This window comes from Myroides injenensis M09-0166 (assembly GCF_000246945.1).
In the GTDB taxonomy this organism is placed as follows: Bacteria; Bacteroidota; Bacteroidia; order Flavobacteriales; family Flavobacteriaceae; genus Flavobacterium; species Flavobacterium injenense.
On record NZ_BAEX01000004.1, the window covers coordinates 26,221 to 50,139 of the forward strand.

At 31.0% G+C, this 23,919-nt stretch carries 23 protein-coding genes; 17 read left to right on the forward strand and 6 right to left on the reverse strand.

Translation table 11 applies throughout. The features are described from left to right. Window positions 1–3,012 carry a SusC/RagA family TonB-linked outer membrane protein gene (locus RH98_RS01305; protein ID WP_010249636.1) on the reverse strand — a complete coding sequence of 1,004 codons (3,012 nt, stop codon included), beginning with the start codon at window positions 3,010–3,012 and terminating at the stop codon, window positions 1–3. A gap of 1,558 nt (window positions 3,013–4,570) precedes the next feature. On the opposite strand from RH98_RS01305, the gene dtd reads away from it, so the two are divergent. The 7 genes from dtd to RH98_RS01340 all read left to right on the forward strand — a co-directional run bounded on the left by dtd (window position 4,571) and on the right by RH98_RS01340 (window position 10,544). After that, window positions 4,571–5,023 carry a D-aminoacyl-tRNA deacylase gene (gene dtd / locus RH98_RS01310; RefSeq protein ID WP_010249637.1) on the forward strand — a complete coding sequence of 151 codons (453 nt, stop codon included), beginning with the start codon at window positions 4,571–4,573 and terminating at the stop codon, window positions 5,021–5,023. Next, a complete protein-coding gene (locus RH98_RS01315) occupies window positions 5,023–5,220 on the forward strand; it encodes a hypothetical protein (protein WP_010249638.1) in 198 nt (65 codons plus the stop codon). Before dtd ends, RH98_RS01315 begins: the two co-directional genes overlap by 1 nt. Window position 5,221: 1 nt before the next feature. Beyond that, a complete protein-coding gene (locus tag RH98_RS01320; RefSeq protein ID WP_010249639.1) occupies window positions 5,222–5,548 on the forward strand; it encodes a nucleotide pyrophosphohydrolase in 327 nt (108 codons plus the stop codon). 6 nt (window positions 5,549–5,554) lie between these two features. Then, the gene (locus tag RH98_RS01325) at window positions 5,555–6,781 is read left to right on the forward strand and encodes a 3-phosphoshikimate 1-carboxyvinyltransferase (RefSeq protein ID WP_010249647.1); all 1,227 of its coding nucleotides are present in this window, start codon (window positions 5,555–5,557) and stop codon (window positions 6,779–6,781) included. Between the two features lie 117 nt (window positions 6,782–6,898). Then, complete coding sequence (queA, locus tag RH98_RS01330) at window positions 6,899–7,948, forward strand: tRNA preQ1(34) S-adenosylmethionine ribosyltransferase-isomerase QueA (RefSeq protein ID WP_010249649.1); 1,050 nt, start codon at window positions 6,899–6,901, stop codon at window positions 7,946–7,948. Between the two features lie 141 nt (window positions 7,949–8,089). Further along, complete coding sequence (gene kynU / locus RH98_RS01335) at window positions 8,090–9,367, forward strand: kynureninase (RefSeq protein ID WP_010249651.1); 1,278 nt, start codon at window positions 8,090–8,092, stop codon at window positions 9,365–9,367. Window positions 9,368–9,458: 91 nt separating this feature from the next. After that, complete coding sequence (locus RH98_RS01340) at window positions 9,459–10,544, forward strand: agmatinase family protein (protein WP_010249653.1); 1,086 nt, start codon at window positions 9,459–9,461, stop codon at window positions 10,542–10,544. A gap of 49 nt (window positions 10,545–10,593) precedes the next feature. Here RH98_RS01340 and RH98_RS16185 read toward each other — a convergent pair whose 3' ends face one another. Continuing rightward, window positions 10,594–10,755: a DUF5670 family protein gene (locus RH98_RS16185; RefSeq protein WP_369383816.1), complete on the reverse strand. Its 162-nt coding sequence runs from the start codon at window positions 10,753–10,755 to the stop codon at window positions 10,594–10,596. 112 nt (window positions 10,756–10,867) lie between these two features. Between RH98_RS16185 and RH98_RS01345 the strand changes: the two genes are divergently transcribed. Then, window positions 10,868–12,235, forward strand: a complete 1,368-nt coding sequence (locus RH98_RS01345; RefSeq protein WP_010249655.1) for an FAD-dependent oxidoreductase — start codon at window positions 10,868–10,870, stop codon at window positions 12,233–12,235. A gap of 72 nt (window positions 12,236–12,307) precedes the next feature. Here RH98_RS01345 and RH98_RS01350 read toward each other — a convergent pair whose 3' ends face one another. Continuing rightward, entirely contained in the window at window positions 12,308–13,834 is a 1,527-nt protein-coding gene (locus tag RH98_RS01350) for a helicase HerA-like domain-containing protein (protein ID WP_026038664.1), read from the reverse strand. A 342-nt stretch (window positions 13,835–14,176) separates the two neighbouring features. On the opposite strand from RH98_RS01350, the gene RH98_RS01355 reads away from it, so the two are divergent. The 8 genes from RH98_RS01355 (at window position 14,177) to RH98_RS01395 (ending at window position 21,412) form a co-directional block, all read left to right on the forward strand. Beyond that, window positions 14,177–15,013 carry a MotA/TolQ/ExbB proton channel family protein gene (locus RH98_RS01355; RefSeq protein ID WP_010249658.1) on the forward strand — a complete coding sequence of 279 codons (837 nt, stop codon included), beginning with the start codon at window positions 14,177–14,179 and terminating at the stop codon, window positions 15,011–15,013. 78 nt (window positions 15,014–15,091) lie between these two features. After that, window positions 15,092–15,709 (forward strand): ExbD/TolR family protein, encoded by a 618-nt coding sequence (locus tag RH98_RS01360; protein ID WP_010249660.1) that lies wholly within the window; start codon window positions 15,092–15,094, stop codon window positions 15,707–15,709. A gap of 20 nt (window positions 15,710–15,729) precedes the next feature. Continuing rightward, a complete protein-coding gene (locus RH98_RS01365) occupies window positions 15,730–16,278 on the forward strand; it encodes an ExbD/TolR family protein (protein WP_010249663.1) in 549 nt (182 codons plus the stop codon). Between the two features lie 26 nt (window positions 16,279–16,304). Further along, entirely contained in the window at window positions 16,305–17,153 is an 849-nt protein-coding gene (locus tag RH98_RS01370; RefSeq protein ID WP_010249665.1) for an energy transducer TonB, read from the forward strand. Window positions 17,154–17,548: 395 nt separating this feature from the next. Beyond that, a complete protein-coding gene (locus RH98_RS01380) occupies window positions 17,549–18,517 on the forward strand; it encodes a PstS family phosphate ABC transporter substrate-binding protein (protein WP_010249667.1) in 969 nt (322 codons plus the stop codon). A gap of 29 nt (window positions 18,518–18,546) precedes the next feature. Then, entirely contained in the window at window positions 18,547–20,214 is a 1,668-nt protein-coding gene (locus tag RH98_RS01385) for a tetratricopeptide repeat protein (protein WP_010249669.1), read from the forward strand. Window positions 20,215–20,334: 120 nt separating this feature from the next. Further along, window positions 20,335–20,967 carry a 7-carboxy-7-deazaguanine synthase QueE gene (locus tag RH98_RS01390; protein WP_010249671.1) on the forward strand — a complete coding sequence of 211 codons (633 nt, stop codon included), beginning with the start codon at window positions 20,335–20,337 and terminating at the stop codon, window positions 20,965–20,967. A gap of 43 nt (window positions 20,968–21,010) precedes the next feature. Further along, window positions 21,011–21,412, forward strand: a complete 402-nt coding sequence (locus tag RH98_RS01395; protein WP_010249677.1) for a DUF2059 domain-containing protein — start codon at window positions 21,011–21,013, stop codon at window positions 21,410–21,412. Window positions 21,413–21,460: 48 nt separating this feature from the next. Here RH98_RS01395 and RH98_RS01400 read toward each other — a convergent pair whose 3' ends face one another. Further along, on the reverse strand, window positions 21,461–22,168 hold the full coding sequence (locus RH98_RS01400; protein WP_010249679.1) for a class I SAM-dependent methyltransferase: 708 nt from the start codon (window positions 22,166–22,168) through the stop codon (window positions 21,461–21,463). 66 nt (window positions 22,169–22,234) lie between these two features. Here RH98_RS01400 and RH98_RS01405 point away from each other — a divergent pair, with 66 nt between their 5' ends. Beyond that, on the forward strand, window positions 22,235–22,732 hold the full coding sequence (locus tag RH98_RS01405; RefSeq protein WP_010249681.1) for a YkgJ family cysteine cluster protein: 498 nt from the start codon (window positions 22,235–22,237) through the stop codon (window positions 22,730–22,732). Between the two features lie 10 nt (window positions 22,733–22,742). Here the strand turns inward: RH98_RS01405 and RH98_RS01410 are convergent, their stop codons facing one another. Together RH98_RS01410 and RH98_RS01415 are read right to left on the reverse strand one after the other, a co-directional pair. Next, on the reverse strand, window positions 22,743–22,949 hold the full coding sequence (locus RH98_RS01410; RefSeq protein WP_010249683.1) for a hypothetical protein: 207 nt from the start codon (window positions 22,947–22,949) through the stop codon (window positions 22,743–22,745). 105 nt (window positions 22,950–23,054) lie between these two features. After that, window positions 23,055–23,819 (reverse strand): LytR/AlgR family response regulator transcription factor, encoded by a 765-nt coding sequence (locus RH98_RS01415; RefSeq protein WP_010249685.1) that lies wholly within the window; start codon window positions 23,817–23,819, stop codon window positions 23,055–23,057. Between the last annotated feature and the right edge of the window lie 100 nt (window positions 23,820–23,919).

Genomic DNA, 23,919 nt, shown 5'->3' on the forward strand with positions numbered 1-23,919 from the left:
TTAGAATGTAGCGTTTAATGAAAAAGTCAAGATAGGTTGAATTACATCATTAAGAGATCCTCTGTTTTCTTGTACACTATAAGTATATATATTGTCAGCTTGTACATTGACTTGTAATGATTTGAAATATTTATTTATAAAAGTACTTTGTGTAATGTTATAGCTTAATTGTATATAATTTATCTTAATGTAATCCGTCTTATATATAGTTTTGGTAGTTGCCTCTAGCATATAGTTGTGAATATTAGTAGACTGTATTTGTATAGGATAAATTTTATTTTCGTCACCTACTTCAAACCACATATTATCTAACTGTCCTTTGATAGCATTCATATTAGAGTGATCTCCATCTCTAACAAAAGAATCGGAATATTTAGCTTTTCCTCCAAATTGGTAGTTTACATTCACAGTTAATGACCAATTTTTATATGAAAAATAGTTATTGAAGAATCCGTTATAAGGAGCTATTGTCGTTCCTAATTTTCTAAAATAACTTGGTTTACGATTTGTTCTGACATCTATTACATTACCATCGTTGTCAATAAATTCAGGATAACCTGTTAGCGGATGAATACCATTACTTTTCATACCATATAAAGAACCTAGTGGTTTTCCTACTTCATATTCTGGTATAACTGATTCTTCTGAAGTATATATCTTATCAGTACCATATAATTTTTTTACTTTATTTGCATTGTATGAAATAGAAGCAGATGTATTCCATCTGAAGTCTTTTATTGTCAAAACATCACCGGATAAGGTAAATTCCATTCCTTTATTCTCTAATTCACCAATGTTTTTTGTGTACATTCCAAAACCATTACTTGTAGCAATAGGTAAGGCAAGTATGGCTTCTTTCGTTAAATCATTATATATATTAAATAGTAAATTAAATCGATTAATAAAACCAAAGTCTACTCCAAAGTTTTGACTATACGTTTGTTGTGGTTTTAGATTGTTATTTGGTAAAGCCGCTAATTGATAAACTCTATAATCTCCATAAAAAGTATTAGAGTTTAGATAAGTTGTTGTTACATCTCTTGCTGCGATTCCGGCTAAACTTGCCGTGTATCCAATTGATCCTTTAAATTTTAAAGAGGTGAGAATGTTTTGATTTTTGAAAAATTCATATTCGCTTGGTGACCATCCTATACCAGCAGACCACGCATCATTCCATCTTTTGTCACTCGGTAAAAGAGAAGAACCATCACGCTTGAAACTAGCATAAGCATCATAAGTGTTTTTATAAGTATAGCCTGCTGCGGCTCCAAAACCTAATTGAGTATTAGTTGTTTTATTACCTGATGCAGTTGGTTTATAACTATTAGTTAATGCAGTATTAATTCCAGAAAGACTACTTAAATCATCTGCGATACCATGTCCAGCTCCAAAAATTGATTTGAAATTACTCAAGTAATAATCCATGTTTATACCAAAAAATACGTTGTGTTCACCGAATTGTTTTTGATAATTAGCGCGTATATTAGCCGAATAGTCAAAAGATTTGTTGTCGCCTTCAGAAATGTATCCTTTCTCATTTTCAGCTTTATTTCTTTGGCTATATGCATCACTATATATTCGCTGATAAACTTCCTCAATGCTGTAATCTGCACCAATAACTCCAGAAAGATTTAATTCAGGTAAAATATCCCAAAACATGACTAAAGAACTGCTGAATCGTTTGTTTGTCGTTTTGCGCTTATATTGATTGATTAAATCATTATATGATCGGTCAGGATAACTTATTAAATTTTTAGTGTCTTTTGTCTCATAAGGATTTAGTGTGAAAGCTAATGACGTTGGATCATTTTCCATACCATTTTCTGTATTTGAAGTAGAAACTCCAAAACTATTATTTAAGGATAAATTAAAGTTATGCGTAATGATATAATCTAGATTAGCTCTCGCAGTGATATGATTGATGTCATTTCCAGGGATTCTTCCTCCTTGCTTACTATAATTAACAGAATAGAAGTAGGCATTTTTTTCAGTTCCACCTCTTACACTTAGGTTGTGAGATTGGAAATAATTTGGTTTGACAAGTTCTTTAAACCAATCTGTATTGTATTGTCTTAATGAATCTAGTTTATAGGCTCCTTCTTGTAATTTTTGATCTAGTAAAGGTGTATTACCAAATAATTTTCTAATGTTAGTCTCTGAGTAATCATATCCAGGACGTCCACTACGTCCAATTTTTTCTTCGAATGCTAACTTTTCATTAGTATCCATCATTCTTACACCTCTTTCACCTCTTAGTGTAATTCCTTGTTTCATTGAGTAATTAAAAACAGGCTTACCATCAAAACCTCTTTTTGAAGTTAGTTCTATTACCCCATTTGCAGCTTTTATTCCATATAAGGCTGTGGCAGGAGCATCTTTAAGAACCTTGATAGAGGTAAAATCATTTGGATTTAATGTTAAAAAAGTTTCAGTAGAAATGATAATCCCGTCCATTACAAATAAGGGTTCATTAGCACTACCTTTATAATCGAAAGATGAATTTCCTCTTAATCTAATTTCTGGTTTGGTACCAAGTTCACCACTATAGTTCACTGTTAGCCCAGGAACTTGTCCTTGAAGTAGCTTTGCCATATCAAGTTCAGAACGTTCAGATAATTTATTCATATCAATTGTGACAACTGAACCTGTCAAATTTCTGACATCAATATCATTAATATTTGTTGATCGGCGGATAAATACTTCGTCGAGTTGAGTATCTGTAGGTATTAGGTAAAGTGTTTGATATCCTTTTTTTAATTTGACTTCTAAATTTTCGTAACCAAGCTGACTTACAATTACGGTTTGGTGATATAAATCTGGAATTTCAAACTCTCCTTTTTCATTTGTGAGATAAACATCTCCTGATGCTAAAACAGTAATAATGGCTGAATCAATTCCTTTCTTTGTATCTAGATTTAATACTTTACCTGTGAAGACAGGTGTTTGTGCATAAGTTGTTAATATAAAAAACAAACTTAAAAAAGTAAGAACTCGTTTAGATGTTAAAGACATAGTAGTTGTTAATTAAGACTTAATCTAAATTGATGTGCAAAATTAAGTACTTTTTCAACTAATCAAAGAAAAAAGGATTATTTATTTAGACTAGTTATGTTTTATTAGTTGTAGCTTTTTAATTATTTATAGATGAGTTGTTTATATTAATGTGGTTTACGCAGTTAAGAATTTATTGTAATTCTTTGACAGAATTTTTACTTGTTATTTCTGGTACTCAGAGATAATGAATCTACTATCTCTTGATGAAGTTCAATTAGTATGATTAATTAAATGTTTCTTTTTTGCAATTTTTTTAGAGATCATCTCCTATTCTTTTTGAAAAAGATCTACATTTTTTATTATTCTTACTTTACTATTAAATGTGGGGTTCTTACCTGCTTATTTAATTAGGATAGTAAGTAAAGTGTGATAAGTAATCTATGAACTCTGAAAAGAATTAGCAAAGATTAGCATGCCTCTTCAATGCAGTAAGTAATTGAACTCACTACAGAAAAAAGAATAAATTAATGTTAGCCCATCAACTTGTAATTAGAGTGTATTGTTGCTTAGATTCATTCTGTTTTTATTTCGTTTATAAAGACCGCTGTTCCTTATTACTTATCTCTAACTATTTTTATAAACTACTGTAAATCAAAACTAATATCAGCATTAATAAAATAATCCTGATAGGGGTATTTCAGCATTTGTTAATTGATTAGGTATGTATTAAAACTTGATTTCTATATCAAATAGTTCCTTTATTTATCAAAGGAATATATAGTTTTCTGTAAGCGTTTTAATTATCTGAGTAGAACAAAAAAGCACCTCACTTTTTTTTAACTCTAAAATACATATCTACCTAAAATACAGTGCTTTATTTTAAAAACAATCTAATAGCTTAAATTTTGAATGCTTGGCAAAGCTAGTATTCATAAGCATTAGAACGAATTCCTTTAACACTTCTTCAACACTTCCCCATGATTGCTCCATATAGAAGGCTATTTGTTGAAGGAATCTTGAAGAAGTGTTGAAGCACTGTTGAAAAAATTATATCCTCTATAGTAATAAAGGTAGCTAAGGAATCAAATATTCCACGAATTATTTTAGGCACTGCTATACCAAAAGAGTTTTAAATGGTTAATTTTTAAAAAGTTTAAAAATGAGACAGATGCAATGAATTGGATGAGCAATAATAAGATGAAGTCATCTTGACTTTTTAGTTTATATAATAAAGCATTTACTACCTCATGCTTGGCTTTTGAATTGAATCCTTTTTTTAGGAAGTGGCAAGTGTGGAACTACATCTAATTCTGTACTATCTAAGTAGAGTACTTAATTCACAGTGTTGAAGGTTTTGTTTAGGGACACATATTTTTATACCGCCTTTATTTTACAAGAGTTAAGACGACCTCAATAATTATAACAGTAATAAAAGCATGTAATAGGAATCTTTGTTAGTTTAGAAATTAAATTAATCATTTAAAAATGATAGAATAATTGTGTGTATTCCTATCGAATTAGTATTTTGCATGGTCAAAAATAAATAGGTAGAATAATACTAAGAAAATATTTTAGTTTGAGAACAGTAATACAAAGAGTAAAAGAGGCTTCTGTTACGGTAGAAGGTGAAATAATTGGAGAAATAAAAAATGGACTTCTTGTTTTGGTTGGGATTGAAGAAGTTGATTCGAAACAGGATATAGAATGGCTTTCTGGTAAAATTGTTAATTTGAGAATTTTTGAAGATGAGCAAGGAGTCATGAATAAATGTGTGAAAGAAATAGATGGAGAGATTTTGATAGTTAGTCAATTTACTTTACATGCTTCCACAAAAAAAGGAAATAGACCATCGTATATAAGAGCAGCAAAACCTGATTTTGCGATTCCGATGTATGAAAAATTTATAAGTCAAGTAGAAAGTGATTTAGGAAAAAAAGTGGAAACGGGTTCTTTTGGAGCAGATATGAAAGTAGCTTTATTGAATGATGGACCAGTTACAATTATAATTGATAGTCAAAATAAAGAGTAATGAATAATTTAGTAAAGTATAGTTTTTTTACTGTAATATATATTGCATTAACATGGTTTGTTTCGGATGAGGTAAGCTGTGCATTATCTGGTGATCAGATGTGTTTATTAAACTTCGTGGTAAAATATATTATCTTTATGGTATTAATGATCATTTACGATAAATGGTTAAAGAATAAAATTTTTAAGAAAAAATAAAATGAATATACAAGACGCACAGAAAGCTGTAGATAACTGGATTAATGAACATGGAGTTCGTTATTTTAATGAGTTAACAAATATGGCACAACTAACAGAAGAAGTAGGTGAGGTGGCTCGAATTATCGCTAGGAGATATGGTGAGCAATCTGAAAAAGAAAGTGATAAAAATAAGGACTTAGGGGAAGAATTAGCTGATGTTGTGTTCGTTGTGCTATGCTTGGCAAATCAAACAGGAGTTAATTTACAAGAAGCTTTTGATAAAAAAATGGATGTAAAGACGAAAAGAGATCACGATCGTCATCATAATAATGAAAAATTAAAGTAAGAATTAGTGAAGGTATTTCTATCTCAATCTCAATTGCTAGACAATAAAGAATTAGTAATTTCTGGTAGTAAGTCAGAAAGCAATCGTTTATTAATCTTACAGGAATTATTCCCTGAATTGTCAATATCAAATCTCTCCGATGCTGACGATGTACGTGCTATGCAGCAGGCTTTAAGTTCGGACAAAGACGTTATAGATATTCATCATGCTGGTACAACTATGCGCTTTTTGACTGCCTATTATGCACTTTGTTCTGAGCGAGAATTGATATTAACTGGAAGTAGTCGTATGCAAGAACGACCAATAGGAGTCTTAGTAGAAGCATTGAGACAATTAGACGCTAGAATTACTTACGTTAATAAAGAAGGGTATCCTCCATTAAAAATAAAAGGATATCATTCACAAGGGGGGAATATTGAGCTCCCTGCAAATATTAGTAGTCAATATATTACTGCATTATTACTTATAGGTACAAAATTGCCAATGGGTATAGAATTAAATTTGATAGGTAATATTACTTCTCGACCTTATATCGAAATGACTTTAGCTCTCCTTGAAAAGTTAGGTGCTTACACTTCTTTTGTAGAAAATAGAATTATAGTAAGACCTTTAATTAATGTCAAGCAAAATCTTTTTGTTGTAGAGTCTGACTGGTCGTCTGCTTCTTATTTTTATTCTTTAATTGCGCTTTCGCCGATAGGAAAAGTATTGAAATTGAAAAGCTATCAAAAAGATAGTCTTCAAGGAGATATGAAAATTGTTGAATTATATCAAAAGCTTGGTGTTGAAACAAGGTTTAAAGAAGGTTCGGTGATAGAATTAGAAAAAGTAGAAAAGACTGTAGATTCTTTTAATGCTAATTTAGTCGAGACACCAGATTTAGCACAGACAATTGCGGTGACTTGTTTTGGACTTGGGATTAAATGTGAATTAACAGGACTGCATACATTAAAAATAAAGGAAACAGATCGTCTAGTGGCTCTTAAGGAAGAATTAGAAAAGTTAGGAGCTGTTATTGATATTACTGATTCTAGTTTAAAAATTGAAAAGTCAACCAGTATAAATAGTGGAGTAAGCATAGATACCTATCAAGATCACCGTATGGCTTTAGCATTTGCACCTTTAGCCTTATGTACTGATCTTTCTATTAATGATGCTGAAGTTGTGACTAAGTCATTTATTAAATTTTGGTCTAATTTGCAAGAAATTGGAATCCAAATTTGTGAGCAATAACGATTAAAAACAAAAATAATTGTGAAATACTTGACAACCGCTATGTTGAGGTTGTATATTTGCAAATTCTTTTATAGAAAGAGTCTTTGTATAATTAATTAATAAATTGCGTATTCAATGAAGTTATCAAACTTTAATTTTGATTTGCCAGCAGAGCTATTGGCAGAATTTCCAGCAGAGAATAGAGATGAAGCTCGTTTAATGGTCGTAGATCGAAAAACTGGTAATATAGAACATAAATTATTTAAAGACTTAATCGATTACTTTGACGAAGGGGATGTAATGGTATTGAATAATACTAAAGTTTTTCCTGCACGTTTATACGGAAACAAAGAGAAAACTGGAGCTAGAATCGAAGTTTTCTTATTAAGAGAGTTGAACGCTGAGCAACGTTTATGGGATGTTTTAGTAGATCCAGCTCGTAAAATACGTATTGGTAATAAACTTTACTTTGGAGATGATGATTCTCTTGTAGCAGAAGTAATAGATAATACTACTTCTAGAGGTCGTACATTACGTTTTTTATATGATGGGTCGTATGAAGAGTTTAGAATTAAATTACAGGAATTAGGAGAGACACCAATTCCAAAATATATTAATAGAGATGTAGTGCCTGAGGATGCTGAGCGCTACCAAACTATTTATGCTTCTGAAGAAGGAGCTGTAGCAGCACCTACTGCAGGGTTACACTTTTCTAAACATTTAATGAAACGTTTAGAAATTAAGGGAATTAAGTTTGCTGAAGTAACTTTACATATTGGGTTAGGAACATTTAATCCTGTAGAAGTAGAGGATTTATCTAAGCATAAAATGGATTCTGAAGAAATGTTTGTTACGCAAGAGGCTTGTGATATTGTTAATCAAGCTAAAGAGAATAAAAAGAAAGTTTGTGCGATTGGTACTACGTGTATGAGAGCATTAGAGAGTTCTGTTTCTTCAAATCATACTTTAAACCCTTTTATTGGATGGACTAATAAGTTTATCTTTCCTCCATATGATTTTAGTATTGCTAACTGTATGGTAACGAATTTCCATATGCCTAAGTCGACATTGTTAATGATGATTTCTGCTTTTTGTGGTCATGATTTAATGATGAAAGCTTATGACGAAGCAGTTAAAGAAAAATATAAATTTTATTCTTATGGGGATGCAATGTTGATCCTATAATAATAGAAAATATTTAATTTTAAAAAGAGAACTCATTTATCCTAGGATAAATGAGTTCTCTTTTTTTGCTTGCAAACGGTTAATTAGGAAACTAAAGAAGTGCTTTAAAATACTTATATTTACTGTAAAGATATTTAAGAAATGAAATTTAAAAATACTTTAGCTTTTGCTAGGCAATTAGATGAAAATGATTCAATAGGGCATTATAAGCAAGCGTTTAATTTTCCTATTGTTAAAGGTAAAAAAGTGATTTATTTTACTGGAAATTCATTAGGGTTACAACCAAAAAGAGCAGTAGATTATGTAAATGAAGTAATGAAAGATTGGGCTGAATTAGCAGTTGAAGGTCATTTTTATGCCGAGAAACCTTGGTGGGATTATCATGAAAGATTTTGTGAACCACTAAGTGAAGTTGTTGGTGCATTGCCAGAAGAAGTAACGGTAATGAATACACTTACGGTTAATTTACATTTTTTAATGATTTCGTTTTATCGTCCAACTGAGCAACGATTTAAAATATTATGCGAAGAAAAAGCCTTCCCTAGTGATCAATATTTAATACAAACTCAAGTCAAATTGCATGGATTGAATCCAGAAGACGCAATAGTGCAAATAAAGAAGCGACCTGGAGAACACAATTTTAGAACTGAAGATATTTTGGATGCGATTTCTGAAATAGGCGATGAGTTAGCTTTAGTTTTGATAGGAGGAGTTAATTATTATACAGGACAAGTTTTTGATATTAAAACAATATCTGCAAAAGCGAAAGAAGTAGGGGCAACTATTGGTTGGGATTTGGCTCATGCAGCTGGAAATATTAAATTAGAGTTACATAATTGGGATGTTGATTTTGCTGCATGGTGTAGTTATAAGTATATGAATGCTGGACCAGGAAGTGCTTCTGGTGCTTTTGTACATAAAAAGCACCATGATAATAAAGAAATTATTCGACTTGGTGGATGGTGGGGACATAATAAAGAACGTCGCTTCTTAATGGAAGAAGATTACGATCCTATTTTATCTGCAAATGGGTGGCAGGTGAGTAATCCTTCTATTTTAAGTTTGGCACCTTATTTGGCCTCTGTTGAAATGTTTAGGGAAGTAGGAATGGATGCTATTATTGCAAAGAGAAACAAAATTACTTCTTATTTAGAATATGTTTTGGAGGAAATAGCTAAGGAAGAAAATGCTAGCTATGAAGTGATTACTCCAAGTTCTCAAGAGGAAAGAGGAAGCCAATTATCTGTATTATTACATGGAAAAGGTAGAAGTTTATTTACTTATTTAATACAGGAAGGCGTAATTATTGATTGGAGAGAGCCAAATGTTGTGCGTTTAGCTCCTGTACCATTATATACCTCTTATGAAGATGTTTATAACTTTGGACAAATTTTACGTAAAGCAAGTGACATATTATAATCCTTTTTAGTATTGTAATTCATATATTTTTATGTTAGTCTATTGCTAATGCATGAAACTCGATTAAATTTGCAAAAAAATAAAATAAGCGATGTCAAATAAACAACATATCATTGACAATTTTGATCCATCTCAGCCAGGTTTGGCAGATGCGACAATTTATGGATTACCATTTTCATCTGAAGATAGTGAAATAATCATTGTTCCTGTTCCTTGGGAAGTAACAGTAAGTTATGGAGCAGGTGCTTCTGAAGGGCCTGAGGCTATTTTGGAAGCATCTTATCAAGTTGATTTATTACATCAACAATATCCAGACTTATGGAAGTTAGGTATCTATTTTGACGAAGCTCCAAAACATTGGGAGGAGAATAGTGCTATTTACAAAGCTTTAGCTCAGCCAATTATTGAGAAGTTAGAAGAGGGTGAAGATATTGCTAATTTTCCTGAACTTCAATCTGATTTAGACAAAATAAATGAAGTTTGTGATTTACTTCACAAAGAAGTAGAAGAGAGAGTTTTATATTGGATGAATAAAGGTAAAAAAGTTGTTTTACTTGGAGGAGACCACAGTACACCACTTGGTTATTATAAAGCATTAGCAAAGAAATATGATTCTTTTGGTATTTTGCATTTTGATGCGCATATGGATTTAAGAGAGGCTTATGAAGGCTTTACTTATTCACATGCTTCTATTATGTTTAATACTTTAAAAATAAAAGAAGTAAAAAAAATAGTTCAGGTAGGAATAAGAGATTTTTGCGAACAAGAAGTAGCTACAGTTAAATCATCTGATGGAAGAGTTTATGTTCATACAGATGCAGATCTAAAGGCTGATGAGTTTGAAGGAATGTCTTGGAAAGAAAAATGTAATCGTATTATTGCTTCTTTACCAGAAAAAGTGGCTATAAGTTTTGATATTGATGCTTTGTTGTCGTGGTATTGTCCTAATACTGGTACACCAGTGCCTGGAGGGCTAACTTATGAGCAAGCATCTTATTTAATTTCTCAGTTAGCAAATAGTGAAAAACAAATAATAGGAATGGATTTAGTGGAAGTAGCTCCAGGTGAAGATGATTGGGATGGAAATGTAGGTGCTAGATTATTGTTCCATATGTGTGGAGCTTTCGCAAAATCGCAAGGGTTATCTGTTGGTGAAAAAATAGAATTTAGCAAATAGTAAATATTTGAAATAGATTAAAGAGTCCTTATGAATATAATAAGGGCTCTTATTTTTTAAATAGATAATAATTAAATAAATTATATATCGCTATTAAACAAGCTATAACTGCAAAGAGGTGTATTGTCTTTTTTTCTATGTTTAATATGAAAAAAGAAATATACCAGATTACTAGAAGTAGTATGACGAGTATCCAAAGTAAGTTTTTCATTTATGGTTGTGTTAGTGGTGTAGTATAAAATTATTGAAAATATATATCTTAAGGTGTATAGTTTTCAAACATAAGTAATGATATGTCTTTTATAAACGAACAAAAAATTATTATGAATGAAAATATTGCAATAATTGGAAGTGGACTTGTTGGTGTAGTACTTGCAATAACTTTAAAACGTTTGGGTTTAAATGTTACAGTATATGATAAGAGTAAAGATATACGTGAGGTAGATTTTAAGGGAAGATCTATAAACTTAGCATTATCTAATCGTGGCTGGAAAATTTTGAAAAAAATAGGAATAGAAGAAGATATAAAAAAGATGGCTATTCCTATGTATCAGCGTGCAATTCATCTCAATGAAAATAATATTACTTTTCAACCTTATGGTATTAACGGAGAAGCAATATGGGCTATTTCTAGAGGGGATTTAAATAAGAAACTAATTTCTATTGCAGAAGGCTTAGGAGTCAATTTTCAATTTGATACGCCAATATGGGATGTTGATCTAGATAATGGAATACTTTTTACAGCAGATAAGGAAAGTGATCAATGGAGTAAGATTAAACATGATATGATTTTTGGAGCTGATGGTGCTTATTCTCGTATTAGATCTAGAATGCAGCGTCAAAGTCGATATGAGTATCAACAATCTTATTTGAAATTAGGTTACAAAGAGTTTGTTATACGAGCTGATGATAGTGGTAAACATCGTATAGATGCAAATTCTTTTCATATATGGCCTAGAAAAGATTTTATGTTTATAGCATTAGCAAATGTAGATGGTTCATTTACATGTACATTATTCATGCCTTTTGAAGGAGATGTTTCATTTGAAAACATTACGTCAGATAAAGACATTATTACATTTTTTGAAAAATACTTTATAGAGGTTACTCATCTTATCCCTGATTATGTAACTATTTATAAAGAGAACCCGGTTAATTCTTTGGTTACTATGAAGTGTTTTCCATGGGTGTATAAAGATAAAGTTGCATTAATTGGAGATGCTGCCCATGCTGTAGTTCCTTTTTATGGGCAAGGATTAAATGCTGGTTTAGAAGATGTTTTTGTTTTAAGTGAAATTATTGATAAAAATAAAGGTACTGATTGGGGTACTTTGCTTCAAGAATATCAAAAAGAGAGAAAGCCAAATGGTGATGCGATAGCTGAACTTTCTTATAGAAATTTTAAAGAAATGAGTGAATCTACTGCTGATGAAGAATTCTTAATAAGAAAGAAAATAGAAAGTAGTTTTGCGATAAAATATCCTGATTTGTGGTTGCCTTTATATGATCGCGTTACTTTTAGTAATGATAGCTATCTTTCTGCGCTAAAACTGGGAGATTTTCAAAATGGTATTATGGATGAAGTTATGAAAATAGAAGGAATCTATGAAAAGTGGAGCAGTGAAGAGGTTGAAAATAAAATAAAGAATTTAATAAAGGAGGCGCAACAGCCTTATATTAAAGAAAAATAATTATAAGAAAAGCTCAAGATATTCATTGAATATTTTGAGCTTTTAGTTTTTACGAAAAAAACATTATTTATGTTATTTCTTTCGTTTGTTGTTACTTGATAGAATTTTATTTAGAATACCAAATGCTCCTCTTATAAAGGTAGCACTAGTTACCACTTTAATAATTCCTTTTGTTACATTGCTATCTTCTTTTGGTGGAGTTGAAGTTTTACTTTTTGTGCTTTGATTTGTTTCGCTTACATTGTTTAATTGCTCTAATTTTGCAGTAAGAATTTCGTAAGCACTTTCTCGGTCAAAATAATTGTTGTATTTCTTCGCTAAAGTAGAAGCTTCTATAATTTCATCTATTTCGGGTTTTGATAAAATATCCATTCTACTTGCTGGTGCTCGCATTGCACAGACAACTAAGGGAGTAGGTATTCCCTTTTCATTTAATGCTGTAACTAAGGCATCACCAGTTCCTAATTGTGTAATGATTTCATTTGTTTTGTAAAATTCAGTACTTGGAAAATTTTCAGAGGCTGTTTTTATTGCTTTTCTGTCTTTTTCTGTAAATGCTCTTAAAGCATGTTGAATTTTTAAACCTAATTGCGCTAATACACCGTTTGGAATGTCTGTAGGATTTTGAGTAATAAAATAAATTCCAATTCCTTTAGATCTAATTAATTTTACGATAGTTTCTATTTGATTTAGTAGCGCTTTGCTTGCTTCATTAAAAATTAGATGGGCTTCGTCTATAAAAATAACTAATTCTGGCTGACCACTATCTCCTTGTTCAGGCATTTGTGAATATACTTGCGCAAGGAGGTTCAACATAAAGGTTGAGAAAAGCTTAGGTTTATCTTGTATGTCATCTAGCCTTAGAATATTTACATAACCATAACCTCTGTCGTCTACACGCATTAAATCTGAAATATCAAAAGAAGGCTCTCCAAAGAATAATTCACCTCCTTGCTGTTCTATTTCTATTAGTTTTCTAATGATAGCACCTGTAGATGCTGCTGATATCCTCCCGTATTCAGCTTCAATTTCAGCTTTTCCTTCATTGGTAAGGTATTGTAATGTTTTTTTAAAGTCTTTTAAGTCAAGAAGTGGGAGCTTTTTATCATCGCAATATTTAAAAATTAGAGAAACAATTCCACTTTGAGTATCGTTTAAATCTAGGATACGACTAAATAGTATTGGTCCAAATTCTGTAAGAGTTGCTCTTAGTCTTACACCATTCTGATGAGAAATAGATAGTAATTCAACTGGGAAATTATCAATATTGAAAGGCAAATTCATTTGTTGGTGACGATCTGATATGAAATCATTCAAAGTCCCCTTTTGGGCTATTCCACTAAAGTCCCCTTTTATATCCATCATTAAAACTGGAATTCCTTTTGCGGATAACTGTTCTGAAAGAACTTGAATAGTCTTGGTCTTCCCTGTACCTGTAGCTCCAGCAATAAGACCATGTCTATTAATTGTTTTTAATGGGATGTTTATGAAAGAGTTGGCTTGAATTTTGTTATCGTATTTAGCTGAGCCAATTGTGATGTAATCACCTTTGCACATATACCCATTTTTGAAGGTATTAGTGAAGTTTTCATAGTTCATGATAGCAAGTTTAAATTTTAATAAAATTATAAATTCAAACAAATATACTAGAAACAAAAATTATATTTTGTATAAAGTTGAAATGTTAAAATTGCGGGTAATGTAAAAAAGATAATAGTTTAATTGATTAAGAGTTGTTATCTTTACCTTAGCTTAACATTTCCTTTTAATACGGGGTTGTTAAATTTATTTAAAGTTAAATGAAGTGGAGAAAGTTTTAAAAATATTGTTTTTAATTTTTTTATTTCGTCTAAAAACATAAATTTGCGACTCTCATATGTTCTAAAAGAGAAAAAGTAATAAGTAATAATTGAAAAAAAAAAGAATTAAATTTTTAAAAAGATGACAAACGTATCAAACGAATCAGTTGAGAAACAAGGATCTAGTTCAGGAGCAAGTAGAGTGATTGCATCACTAGCTGTAGTATTTTGTTTAGTTTTTGGATTTCTAATTTGGAAATTCGTAATGGGTAATCCAGCAAACTTCCAAAATGGAGATCCAGAGGGACACCCACTACCAGGAAATTTCTTAGGGATGGTTTATAAAGGGGGACCTGTAGTTGCTGCGTTAATAGGTTTATTAACAATGACTGTAGTTTTCTCAATCGAAAGATTTTTCGTAATTTCTAAAGCATCAGGAAAAGGAAATATCGGAAAATTCGTTCAAGAGATTCAAGGAAGCATTAATGCTGGAAGAATTGGAGAAGCAATGGAAGCATGTGACGCTCAACAAGGATCAGTAGCTAACGTAGTGAAAGCTGGATTGATCAAATATGAAGAAATGAAAAAAGAAGGGTATAATAGTGAAGAGGCTACTGAAGCAATTCAAAAAGAAATTGAAGAAGCAACTACACTTGAAATGCCAATGTTAGAAAGAAACATGATTGTATTAGCTACATTAGTTTCTATCGGTACGTTAGTAGGGTTATTAGGTACAGTAACAGGGATGATTAAAGCGTTCTCAGCTTTAGCAACTTCAGGTACTCCAGACTCTGCAGCATTAGCAACAGGTATTTCTGAGGCGTTAGTATGTACTGCTACAGGTATTGGTACTTCTACTTTAGCGATTGTAATGTACAATGCATTTACAACTAAAATTGATAGATTAACTTACTCTATTGATGAATCAGGTTTTGCTATCACTCAATCTTACAGAAGATTTAGAGGGTTATCAAAATAATTATTAGAAGAGTAATTAATATTAATATTAAACTTTCGTTGTGAAAGGCGTTGGTTTGATTAAAAAAAATATTTATCAATGGCTAAAGGTAAAATGAAGAAGAAAAGTATGAGAGTGGATATGACCGCTATGTGTGACGTGTCATTCTTACTTTTAACTTTCTTCGTATTAACTTCAACAGCGAAACTTCCCGAGCCATTACCAGTAGATACACCAAATTCAACAGTACAAACTAAATTACCAGAAAGTAACTTAGCTACTATAACAATAGGTGACGAAAAGGTTTTCTTCGGGGTTTTAGGTAAAGAAGATCGTAAAGCTACTCTTGAAGAAATGGGTAAGCTTTATAATATAGAATTTAATGATCAAGAGAAAGAAGCTTTTATGTTTATGGAGGGAATAGGTACTCCAATGAATGAAATAAAAAGCTTTTTAAATCTTCCAATGGCAGTTCGTAACCAAACAAGTGCTAACCAAAAAGGGATTCCTACGGATTCTCTTAACAATCAATTACAGGATTGGGTAAAAAGTGCTCGTGTTGTTGCGAAAGAGAAAAACAATTTAGTTTTAAATGTTGCTATTAAAGGAGATGCTGACGAACATTACCCACAAGTAAAAAAGGTTATTGACATTCTTCAGGAACAAAGAGTAAATAAGTTTTTCTTGGTTACTGGGCTTAGAAATGAAGATTTTTAATCATTAAAAAAAAACTGTAAATGGCTGAATTAAATACAGGTGGTGACGGCGGTAAAGGAAAAAAAGTAAGAAGTAAAAAGCAAAACTCTGGTGTTGACTTAACAGCGATGGTAGACTTAGCTTTCTTGTTGATTACTTTCTTTATGTTGACAACATCTATGAATAAACCCCAGTCTATGAATTTGGCAATGCCTGATAAAAAAGACAAGGCAGATACAGAAGATACAGATTTAAAAGTAGATGAGAATCGTACTTTAACTGTACTGCTAGGAGGGGACAATAAAATAAAATGGTTTAGAGGTATGCCTCAAGAATCATTAGAAGGACCTAGTGATGCAACATACGGTAAGTCAGGTATTCGTCAAGTTCTTTTAGATCAAGAGAAAAAAGCTTTAGCTTATTCTCAAGATTTAGAGAAAGGTTTAATAGTTATTATTAAAGCGAGCGAAAACTCTACTTATAGAAACTTAATTGATATCTTAGATGAAATGGCAATTACAGGAATTAAATCTTATGCTATTGTAGATATCAGTGATGTTGATTTAGAAATATTAGGAGAAAGTAAATAACGTCCTAGAAAGAAAATATTAGAAATATGTCAAAATTAAATATCTTTAAAAAAGATTGGATTGATATTGTCTTCGAAGGGCGTAATAAAACTTACGGAGCATATCAGTTGAGATCTGAGAATCCAAAAGTAACATCTTGGGCATTATTGGCAGGGATGGTTATGTTTGGACTTGGATTAGCATCTCCAATGTTAATCGATATGGCAAGTGGTACTTTTGGTGTGAAAAAAGTGCAATCATATGACGAAGTTCTAGAAGTGAAGGATATTAATCTTCCTCCGCCGATAGAAGAGCTTCCACCACCACCGCCACCAATCGAGGAGGAGTTGCCACCACCACCACCACCAGAAACTAAATCAGTAAATGATACTAAAAAATTTACTGAACCTAAAATCGCTAAGAAAGAAGAAGTAGTCGAAGAGATTGCTAAACAAGATGATTTTAAGGATGATGTGGATCCTGGAGCTAAAGATGCTAAAGGAGATAAAGATAAAGGTGAGATTAAAACTGGTGAAGCAGTAGGTGATGCTGACAAAGGTGCAGAAAAACCAGATGATGATAATAAAGTTTTTGTTGCTGTACAAAAGCAAGCTAGTTACCCAGGTGGTATGCCTGCTTTCCAAAAACAATTCATCAGTAGATTTAGAACACCGGATATTGATTCATCTACAAAAAGAATACAAGTAATTGTTCAGTTCATTGTTGAGAAAGATGGTTCTTTAACTGATATTAAAGTTTTAAGAGACCCAGGATATGGAGCTGGTAAAGAAGCAGTACGTGTATTGAATGGTATGGCTAAGTGGACTCCTGCAGTTCAAAACGGTCGTAATGTTCGTTCACAGTTTACATTACCAATTACTATTCAAGTTCAATAATATGAATAATAATAAGTTTAAACAGAAATCGCTATTACAGCGATTTCTGTTCATTTTTGGACTATTCTTTTTTTTAGTTTATTTGGTACTAGGTATTACTTTCATTGTTTGGAAAGAAATGCCTGTAAGTATTGAGTATTCTAATAGAATGATGTTTGGCGTCCTGCTAATAGTGTACGCATTATTTCGGTTTTACCGATTGTGGAATAAAGAAGATTAATTAAGGTTGTCATTTACTATGACAACCTTTTTTTATGGTATCATTTGATTTGAATTTCTATTTTGTATTAGTAGGATTTCAATGTTAAATGATATTGATTTATCCTTGTTTCTTGTAAATATGTTTATCTTTATGGGAAGTTATTTAAAATAAGTTTAAACTATAGTATATTAGGATGAATAGAAACATTCGATTTGGCTTGCGTATTATTGGTATTTGCGCTTTTGTATTATTTGTTTTTTCACAATGTAAAAGTGAGAATAGTGGTAAGGATGAAGAAGTAAAAGAAGTAGGGGAAACTGCTGTTTCTGGAAAGTTAGATTTATTAGTTGAAGAATCTGTGTTTCCGATTGTGGATGATGTGAATACGCTATTTGAATATGAATACCAAGATGTAAAGGTAAATTTAATTGAAAAATCTGAAGTTGAAATTCTTAATTTAATATTTAATGACTCTTTAAGAGTTGCTATTCTTCCACGTGATTTAACTGATGAGGAATTAAAGCGCTTTGAGGGAAGAGTAGTTCCTAAGCGTACACACTTTGCTAGTGATGCTATTGTTTTTGTCACAAATAAAGCGTTTAAAGATAGCGTTGTTGATTATGACAAAATGCTGGAAAATCTTAGCAAGTATCAAAAAATAGATGGCAAGGATGGTATTAAAAATAAAAATAGTGAACAACCTATTTTAGTTTTTGATAATTATAAATCTTCAGTGACTACTGCTTTTCGCAAAGCTACAGGTGTAGATGCTTTCCCTAAAGACTATGCTTATTTTCTACCATCTACAGTTGACGTAGTAAATTATGTCGCAAAGAACCCCAATGCAATAGGAGTTATTGGTCTTAATTGGTTAGTGCAGCCTGATGATAGTCTTAAATCTGTTTTAGATAATATAAAAGTATTAGCTGTACGTAATCCCAAAGATGGTAAATATTATAAACCATCTCAAAATAATATTGCAGAAGGAACTTATCCTCTTACTCGTCAATTATATGTTTTAGATTTTCAAGGAAAAGCGGGTTTAGGCATGGGATTTTCTTCTTACATAGCTGGGTATAAAGGTCAACGTATCGTTTTAAAATCTGGATTAGTTCCATTTAAAACGCCTACACGAGAAATCTTAGTTCGTAAAGAATTATAATAAAATGAAATCAATAAAAACACTATATCATGTCAATTAATAGAAAAGTTATTCTTTTAGGAGCATTAGCAATAATGAGTAGTACAGGAATAGTTTCTGCACAGGATCTTAATGATGCAAAAAAAGCAATACAAGAAGAACAGTTTGATAAGGCTAAGGAAATATTAAAAACTTTAGTGGAGAGTAAACCTAATGAAGGGAAGAATTATTACTATTTAGGGAATATTTATCTGAAGGAAAATCAAATCGATTCTGCGAAGTATTTTTTTGAACAAGGAATTGCAAGTCGTAGTAAAGCGTCTTTAAATTATATAGGATTAGGGCAAATTGATTTGGAGAATGGTAATATTAGTGCTGCTAAAGCTAATTTTACGAAGGCAGAAAAAGATATTCGTAAAAAAGATTATGACGAACAATTACTAATTGCCATTGCTTATTTAGATGCTAGTACTCCAAATGCTTTAGAAGCTGAAAGTATTGCTAAAGATATTATTGAAAAAGATTATCAAATTGCGGAAGCTTATTTAGTCTTAGGTAAAGCTTATCTACTTCAAGATAAAGTTAATGAAGCGTTTTCTGCATTTAGTGATGCAGTTGCGTTTGATAATTCTTTATTAGAAGCAAAGATGCAAGTAGCTATAATCACAAAACGAGCAAGAGCTTTCGATCAAGCAATTGCATCGTTTGAAGAGATTTTAAAAGATAATCCTAATTATGCTCCTGCTTATAGGGAGATAGCCGACTCTTATTATTTATGGTCAACAAGAAATGCAAGTAAGGCAGAAGAATTAATTGGTAAGTCAAAAGAGAATTATAAAAAATATATTGCAGCTACTGATAATGCTATTGAAGCTAGAATGAAGTACGCTGATTTCTTATTATCTACAGCTAATTATCAGGAGTTAGAGAAAGTAGCAAATGAGTTAAAAGATGTGAAGGGAGTTAGTCCTAGAATTTATCGTTATTTAGGATACGCAGCTTTTGAAAATAAACATTATAAAGAAAGTATTCAAGCATTAGAAAAATATATATCAGAAGGTAAAGCAAAAGTGATTGGACGTGATTATTTATATTTAGGTTTAGCTAATATTAATGGTAGTTCTGAGGTCGATGCTAATGCATATAAAAAAGGGTTAGAATATTTACAAAAAGCTGTACAGGTAGAGCCTGCTATTGCTGGTGCTTTTAATGCTTATGGAGTTGAGTTATTTAGAAATGAAAAATATCAAGAGGCTATCGATATCTTATCTATTTCTGCAAAAGTTAACGAGCAACCAAACAGTAGCTATGATAACTATTACGTAGCATATTGCTATTATTTATTAGGAATTGATTCTGAAAAAAATCAAGAGAATTATCTGAATGAAGCTGATAAATATTTTAATGCTACAATAAAAGGAAATCCAAATATTGCAGAAGCTTATTTCTTTAAAGCTAGAACTAACAGATATATTGATACTGAAGAAGGAACTGAACAAGTATTTAACGCTTACACTGGATTTATAAATGAAGTAGAAAAAGAAGCAGAAGTTTCTTCTACAAATAAAGATAGATTGGTAGAAGCATATAATTCTGTTGCTACATACTATGCAAACAAAGAGGATTACAATAAAGCAAAAGAGTTTTTTGAGAAAACTCTAGCATTAGAACCATCTAATGAATTTGCACAAAATACTTTAAAAGCAATAAGTAAGTAAACAATGATACTTGTATAAATTAAAGCTTATTTACAGTAATGTAAATAAGCTTTTTTTATTGAATTCTTAAATAGGAAACTCTTAATATGGTTATCTTTGCAGCTTTAATAGAATTATTATATGATGGATGAACAAAAAAATGTTGCTTTAAAAAAAGGATATAAATTGCCTTTGATGGAAGAGTTTTATACTATTCAAGGAGAAGGTTTTTATTCAGGGAATGCAGCATATTTTATTCGCTTAGGCGGATGTGATGTAGGGTGCCATTGGTGTGATGTAAAAGAAAGTTGGGATGCAGAATTACATCCATTGACAAAAGTCGAAGATATTGTAGCTAGAGCTTCTGCTGAGGCAAAATTAGCTGTTATTACGGGTGGTGAGCCTTTGATGTATAATTTAGATTATCTTACTTCAGAATTAAAAAAGGCTGGAATGCAAACAAATATGGAAACTTCTGGTGCCTATGAATTATCAGGTGATTTTGATTGGATTTGTCTTTCTCCTAAAAAAGCTAAATTGCCAACACAAAGTGTTTATAATGCTGCCAATGAATTAAAAGTCATTATCTATAATAAACACGATTTTATTTTTGCAGAAGAACAGGCAGCTAAAGTAAATAAAAATGCTTTACTGTTGTTACAGACAGAATGGGGGAAACGTCAAGAGATGATGCCATTAATTATTGAATATGTTAAGAGAAATCCACAATGGAAAATTTCATTACAAACACATAAATTTTTGGATATCCCTTAATAAATTTTAATTTTACAATTAATATATTTAAAATATAAATTTTATGAAAAAGATTGTTTTGACTTTCGTATTTGTTTTAGTAGCTCAACTTGGTTTTGCTCAGGATGCTTTTAAAATAGATACAAAAAAATACATGGATATGAGTGGTCAAATGGCAATATTTGAATCACTTACAAGTGAGTGGGAAAATAATGTGGCAGATGATAAGAAAGCTGACTTTAGAAAAGAATTAACTGCTAGCTTGAGCTTATTAAAAGATAAGATGGCTGAAATGTACATGACTGAGTTTACTCATAATGATATTAAAGAGTTAATTAAGTTTTATGAATCTCCTATTGGTAAAAAATTATCATCTAAAAATGAAATTTTGATGGAAAAAGGAGAGCAAGTTGGGCAAGAGTGGGCTGTAGGTCTACAAGGAATTATGATGAAATATATGCAATAGTATATAGTTAATAATAAGAAAAGGTCATTCAATTTGAATGACCTTTTTTTATATATAAAGTTTTGCCAAATAATCGAAGTTATCGTCTTCCTCTATTAAGTTACATTCAAAACCATTGGCGTGAGCTGCATTTTGAAGCGTGTTGTAATCAAGATATAACCAATCAAATGGTTCTTCTTCCTCGCCTTTATAGGTTATGGTAAATACTAATTCTCCATAATAATCTTTGTTTTCCATAGGTATCCATTTACCGCCATCTTCGTCTTCATCAAACATATAAATTAAATCAGAGCTATCTATTAATATTTGTCCACCTGGATTTAAAAGTGATTTTAAATGAGTTAAGTATTTAGTAGTATTAATCAGCCTTCCAAAAATTCCTGTGCCATTCATTAATAATAGAATTGTATCAAATTTCTCGTCATGCAATTGTAAAACATCTATATTCTTTGTGTTTTTTATGCCCTGTAGATTACATGCTTGTATTGCATTTGTAGAGATATCTATTGATGTAACATCAAAACCTTTTTGCTGTAAGTAAAGGCTATGCGTTCCAGCACCACAACCGACATCTAGTATTTTACCTTTACAAAGATTTAATGCCTTTTTTTCAAGCTTAGGCATTTCTTTATACGAGCGGAAAAGATATTTAACGTCCATTTCTTCTGCCTCAGAGATATCTGTTTCAGTAATTAAGTGTTCAGGACTATTATTTGTTTGGAAATCTAAAATTGCTCTACCAAAAAGATCTTTCATTATTTATATTATTTTTTTAAAAATACATAGGTGTTATAATTAAATTTGCACCTTAAAAATATATTGATGGATAAAATACTTAAACAATTACCCAAGCTTGCCAAAGATAAGCATAACGAGAATAAAAAGTATTTTGATAAGCTAAAAAAGAAAGCACCTAAAGATTTGGATTATAAAATGCAGGAGATACATGATTCTGTTTTTAAAAAAACAAATTGTTTGGGCTGTGCGAATTGTTGTAAGACTACTGGTCCACTATTTACAAATGCTGATATAGAAAGAATAGCAAAGCATTTAAAAATGAAACCTCAACAATTTATAGATAAATACCTATATATTGATGAGGATCGAGATTATGTTTTACAAAGTCTTCCTTGTACTTTTTTAGATGCAGAAAATTACTGTTTAATATACGATGTGAGACCTAAAGCATGTCGTGAATACCCTCATACTGATCGTAAAAAGTTTAATCAAATCACTAATCTTACATTAAAAAATATTGAAATATGCCCTGCTGCTTTTGAAGTAGTGGAAGAAATGAAAAAAAGAATTTTATTGAAATAGAGATATATAGTTAGATGAAGAAATGTTCTTCCTCCAAAGTTTGCATTTCTTCTTCTGTAATTTCTTCTACTCTTTGAGTCAAATAATCAACTAATTCTAAAACTGCTAGTTTTATCTTTTCAAAAAGCGCTACAGCATTATCTAAATATCCTTTTATAATATTAAAAAAATCTAATATTCTATCTACAAATCTGATTATACGATCTCCTAAGTTCATAACTCTACTTATTAGTGTTTTTATTGTTTGTTAGCTTACTCTCAAATATAATAATTTATTAAGCAGGTGAGAGATTATTTAAGAATAAAATAAGTATTTTTATTTCTATCCTAACCAAGCTTTAAGCTCTTGAATTTGAGTTTTACTTACTAGAATAGGTGTTTCTTCTTCAGGTTCAGGCATTAATATAATTTCAATTTTCTGACTTGTATGTTTTATTAGTTCTTTAATTGCAAGATGGCTTATAATGTATTTTCTATTTATTTTAAAGAAAATCTGAGGGTCTAGTTTTACAATTAAGTCTTTTAATGTATCATCATAAATATAACTATTGCCGTCTTTAGTTTTGATGAATAGGTGCTTACCTTCTGCAAAGAAGTAAGCTACTTGAGAAGCCTCAATAGATTTTAGTTTGTACCCATTGTGTACAAGAAAACGTTGTTTAATAGTATTTTCTTCCTCACGTTGCTCTACTATAACTAGGCTGTCAAGAGTGTTTTGTATTTCAAACTGCTTATAGATGTTTTGAAACTTTTGTAAAGCTTGTTCTAATTCTTCGCTATCAAAAGGTTTTAGAATGTAGTCAATAGTAAATTGTTTAAAGACTTGGATAGCGTAGGAATCATATGCTGTAATAAAAATGATTGGTGCTTTTATTTCTATTTGTTCAAAAATCTCTAAACTTTTTCCATCACCTAAGTGAATATCCATAAAGATTAAATCGACACTATTACTGAATAGATACCTTATTGCTTCTTTTACAGAGGAAAGCACAGTAACTTCTTTGATCAATAGTATGTCTTGTTGCTGTAGAAGACTTTTAAGGTAGTTAGAAGCTAACATCTCATCTTCAACAATTGCTACTTTCATTTAATCTTATTTTGCTACAAAAGTAATAAAAATAGCCTATTTTTTGACCAATGTATTTTTGACCTAGACACTTATTCTTATAAAATGCAATAATTCTAAT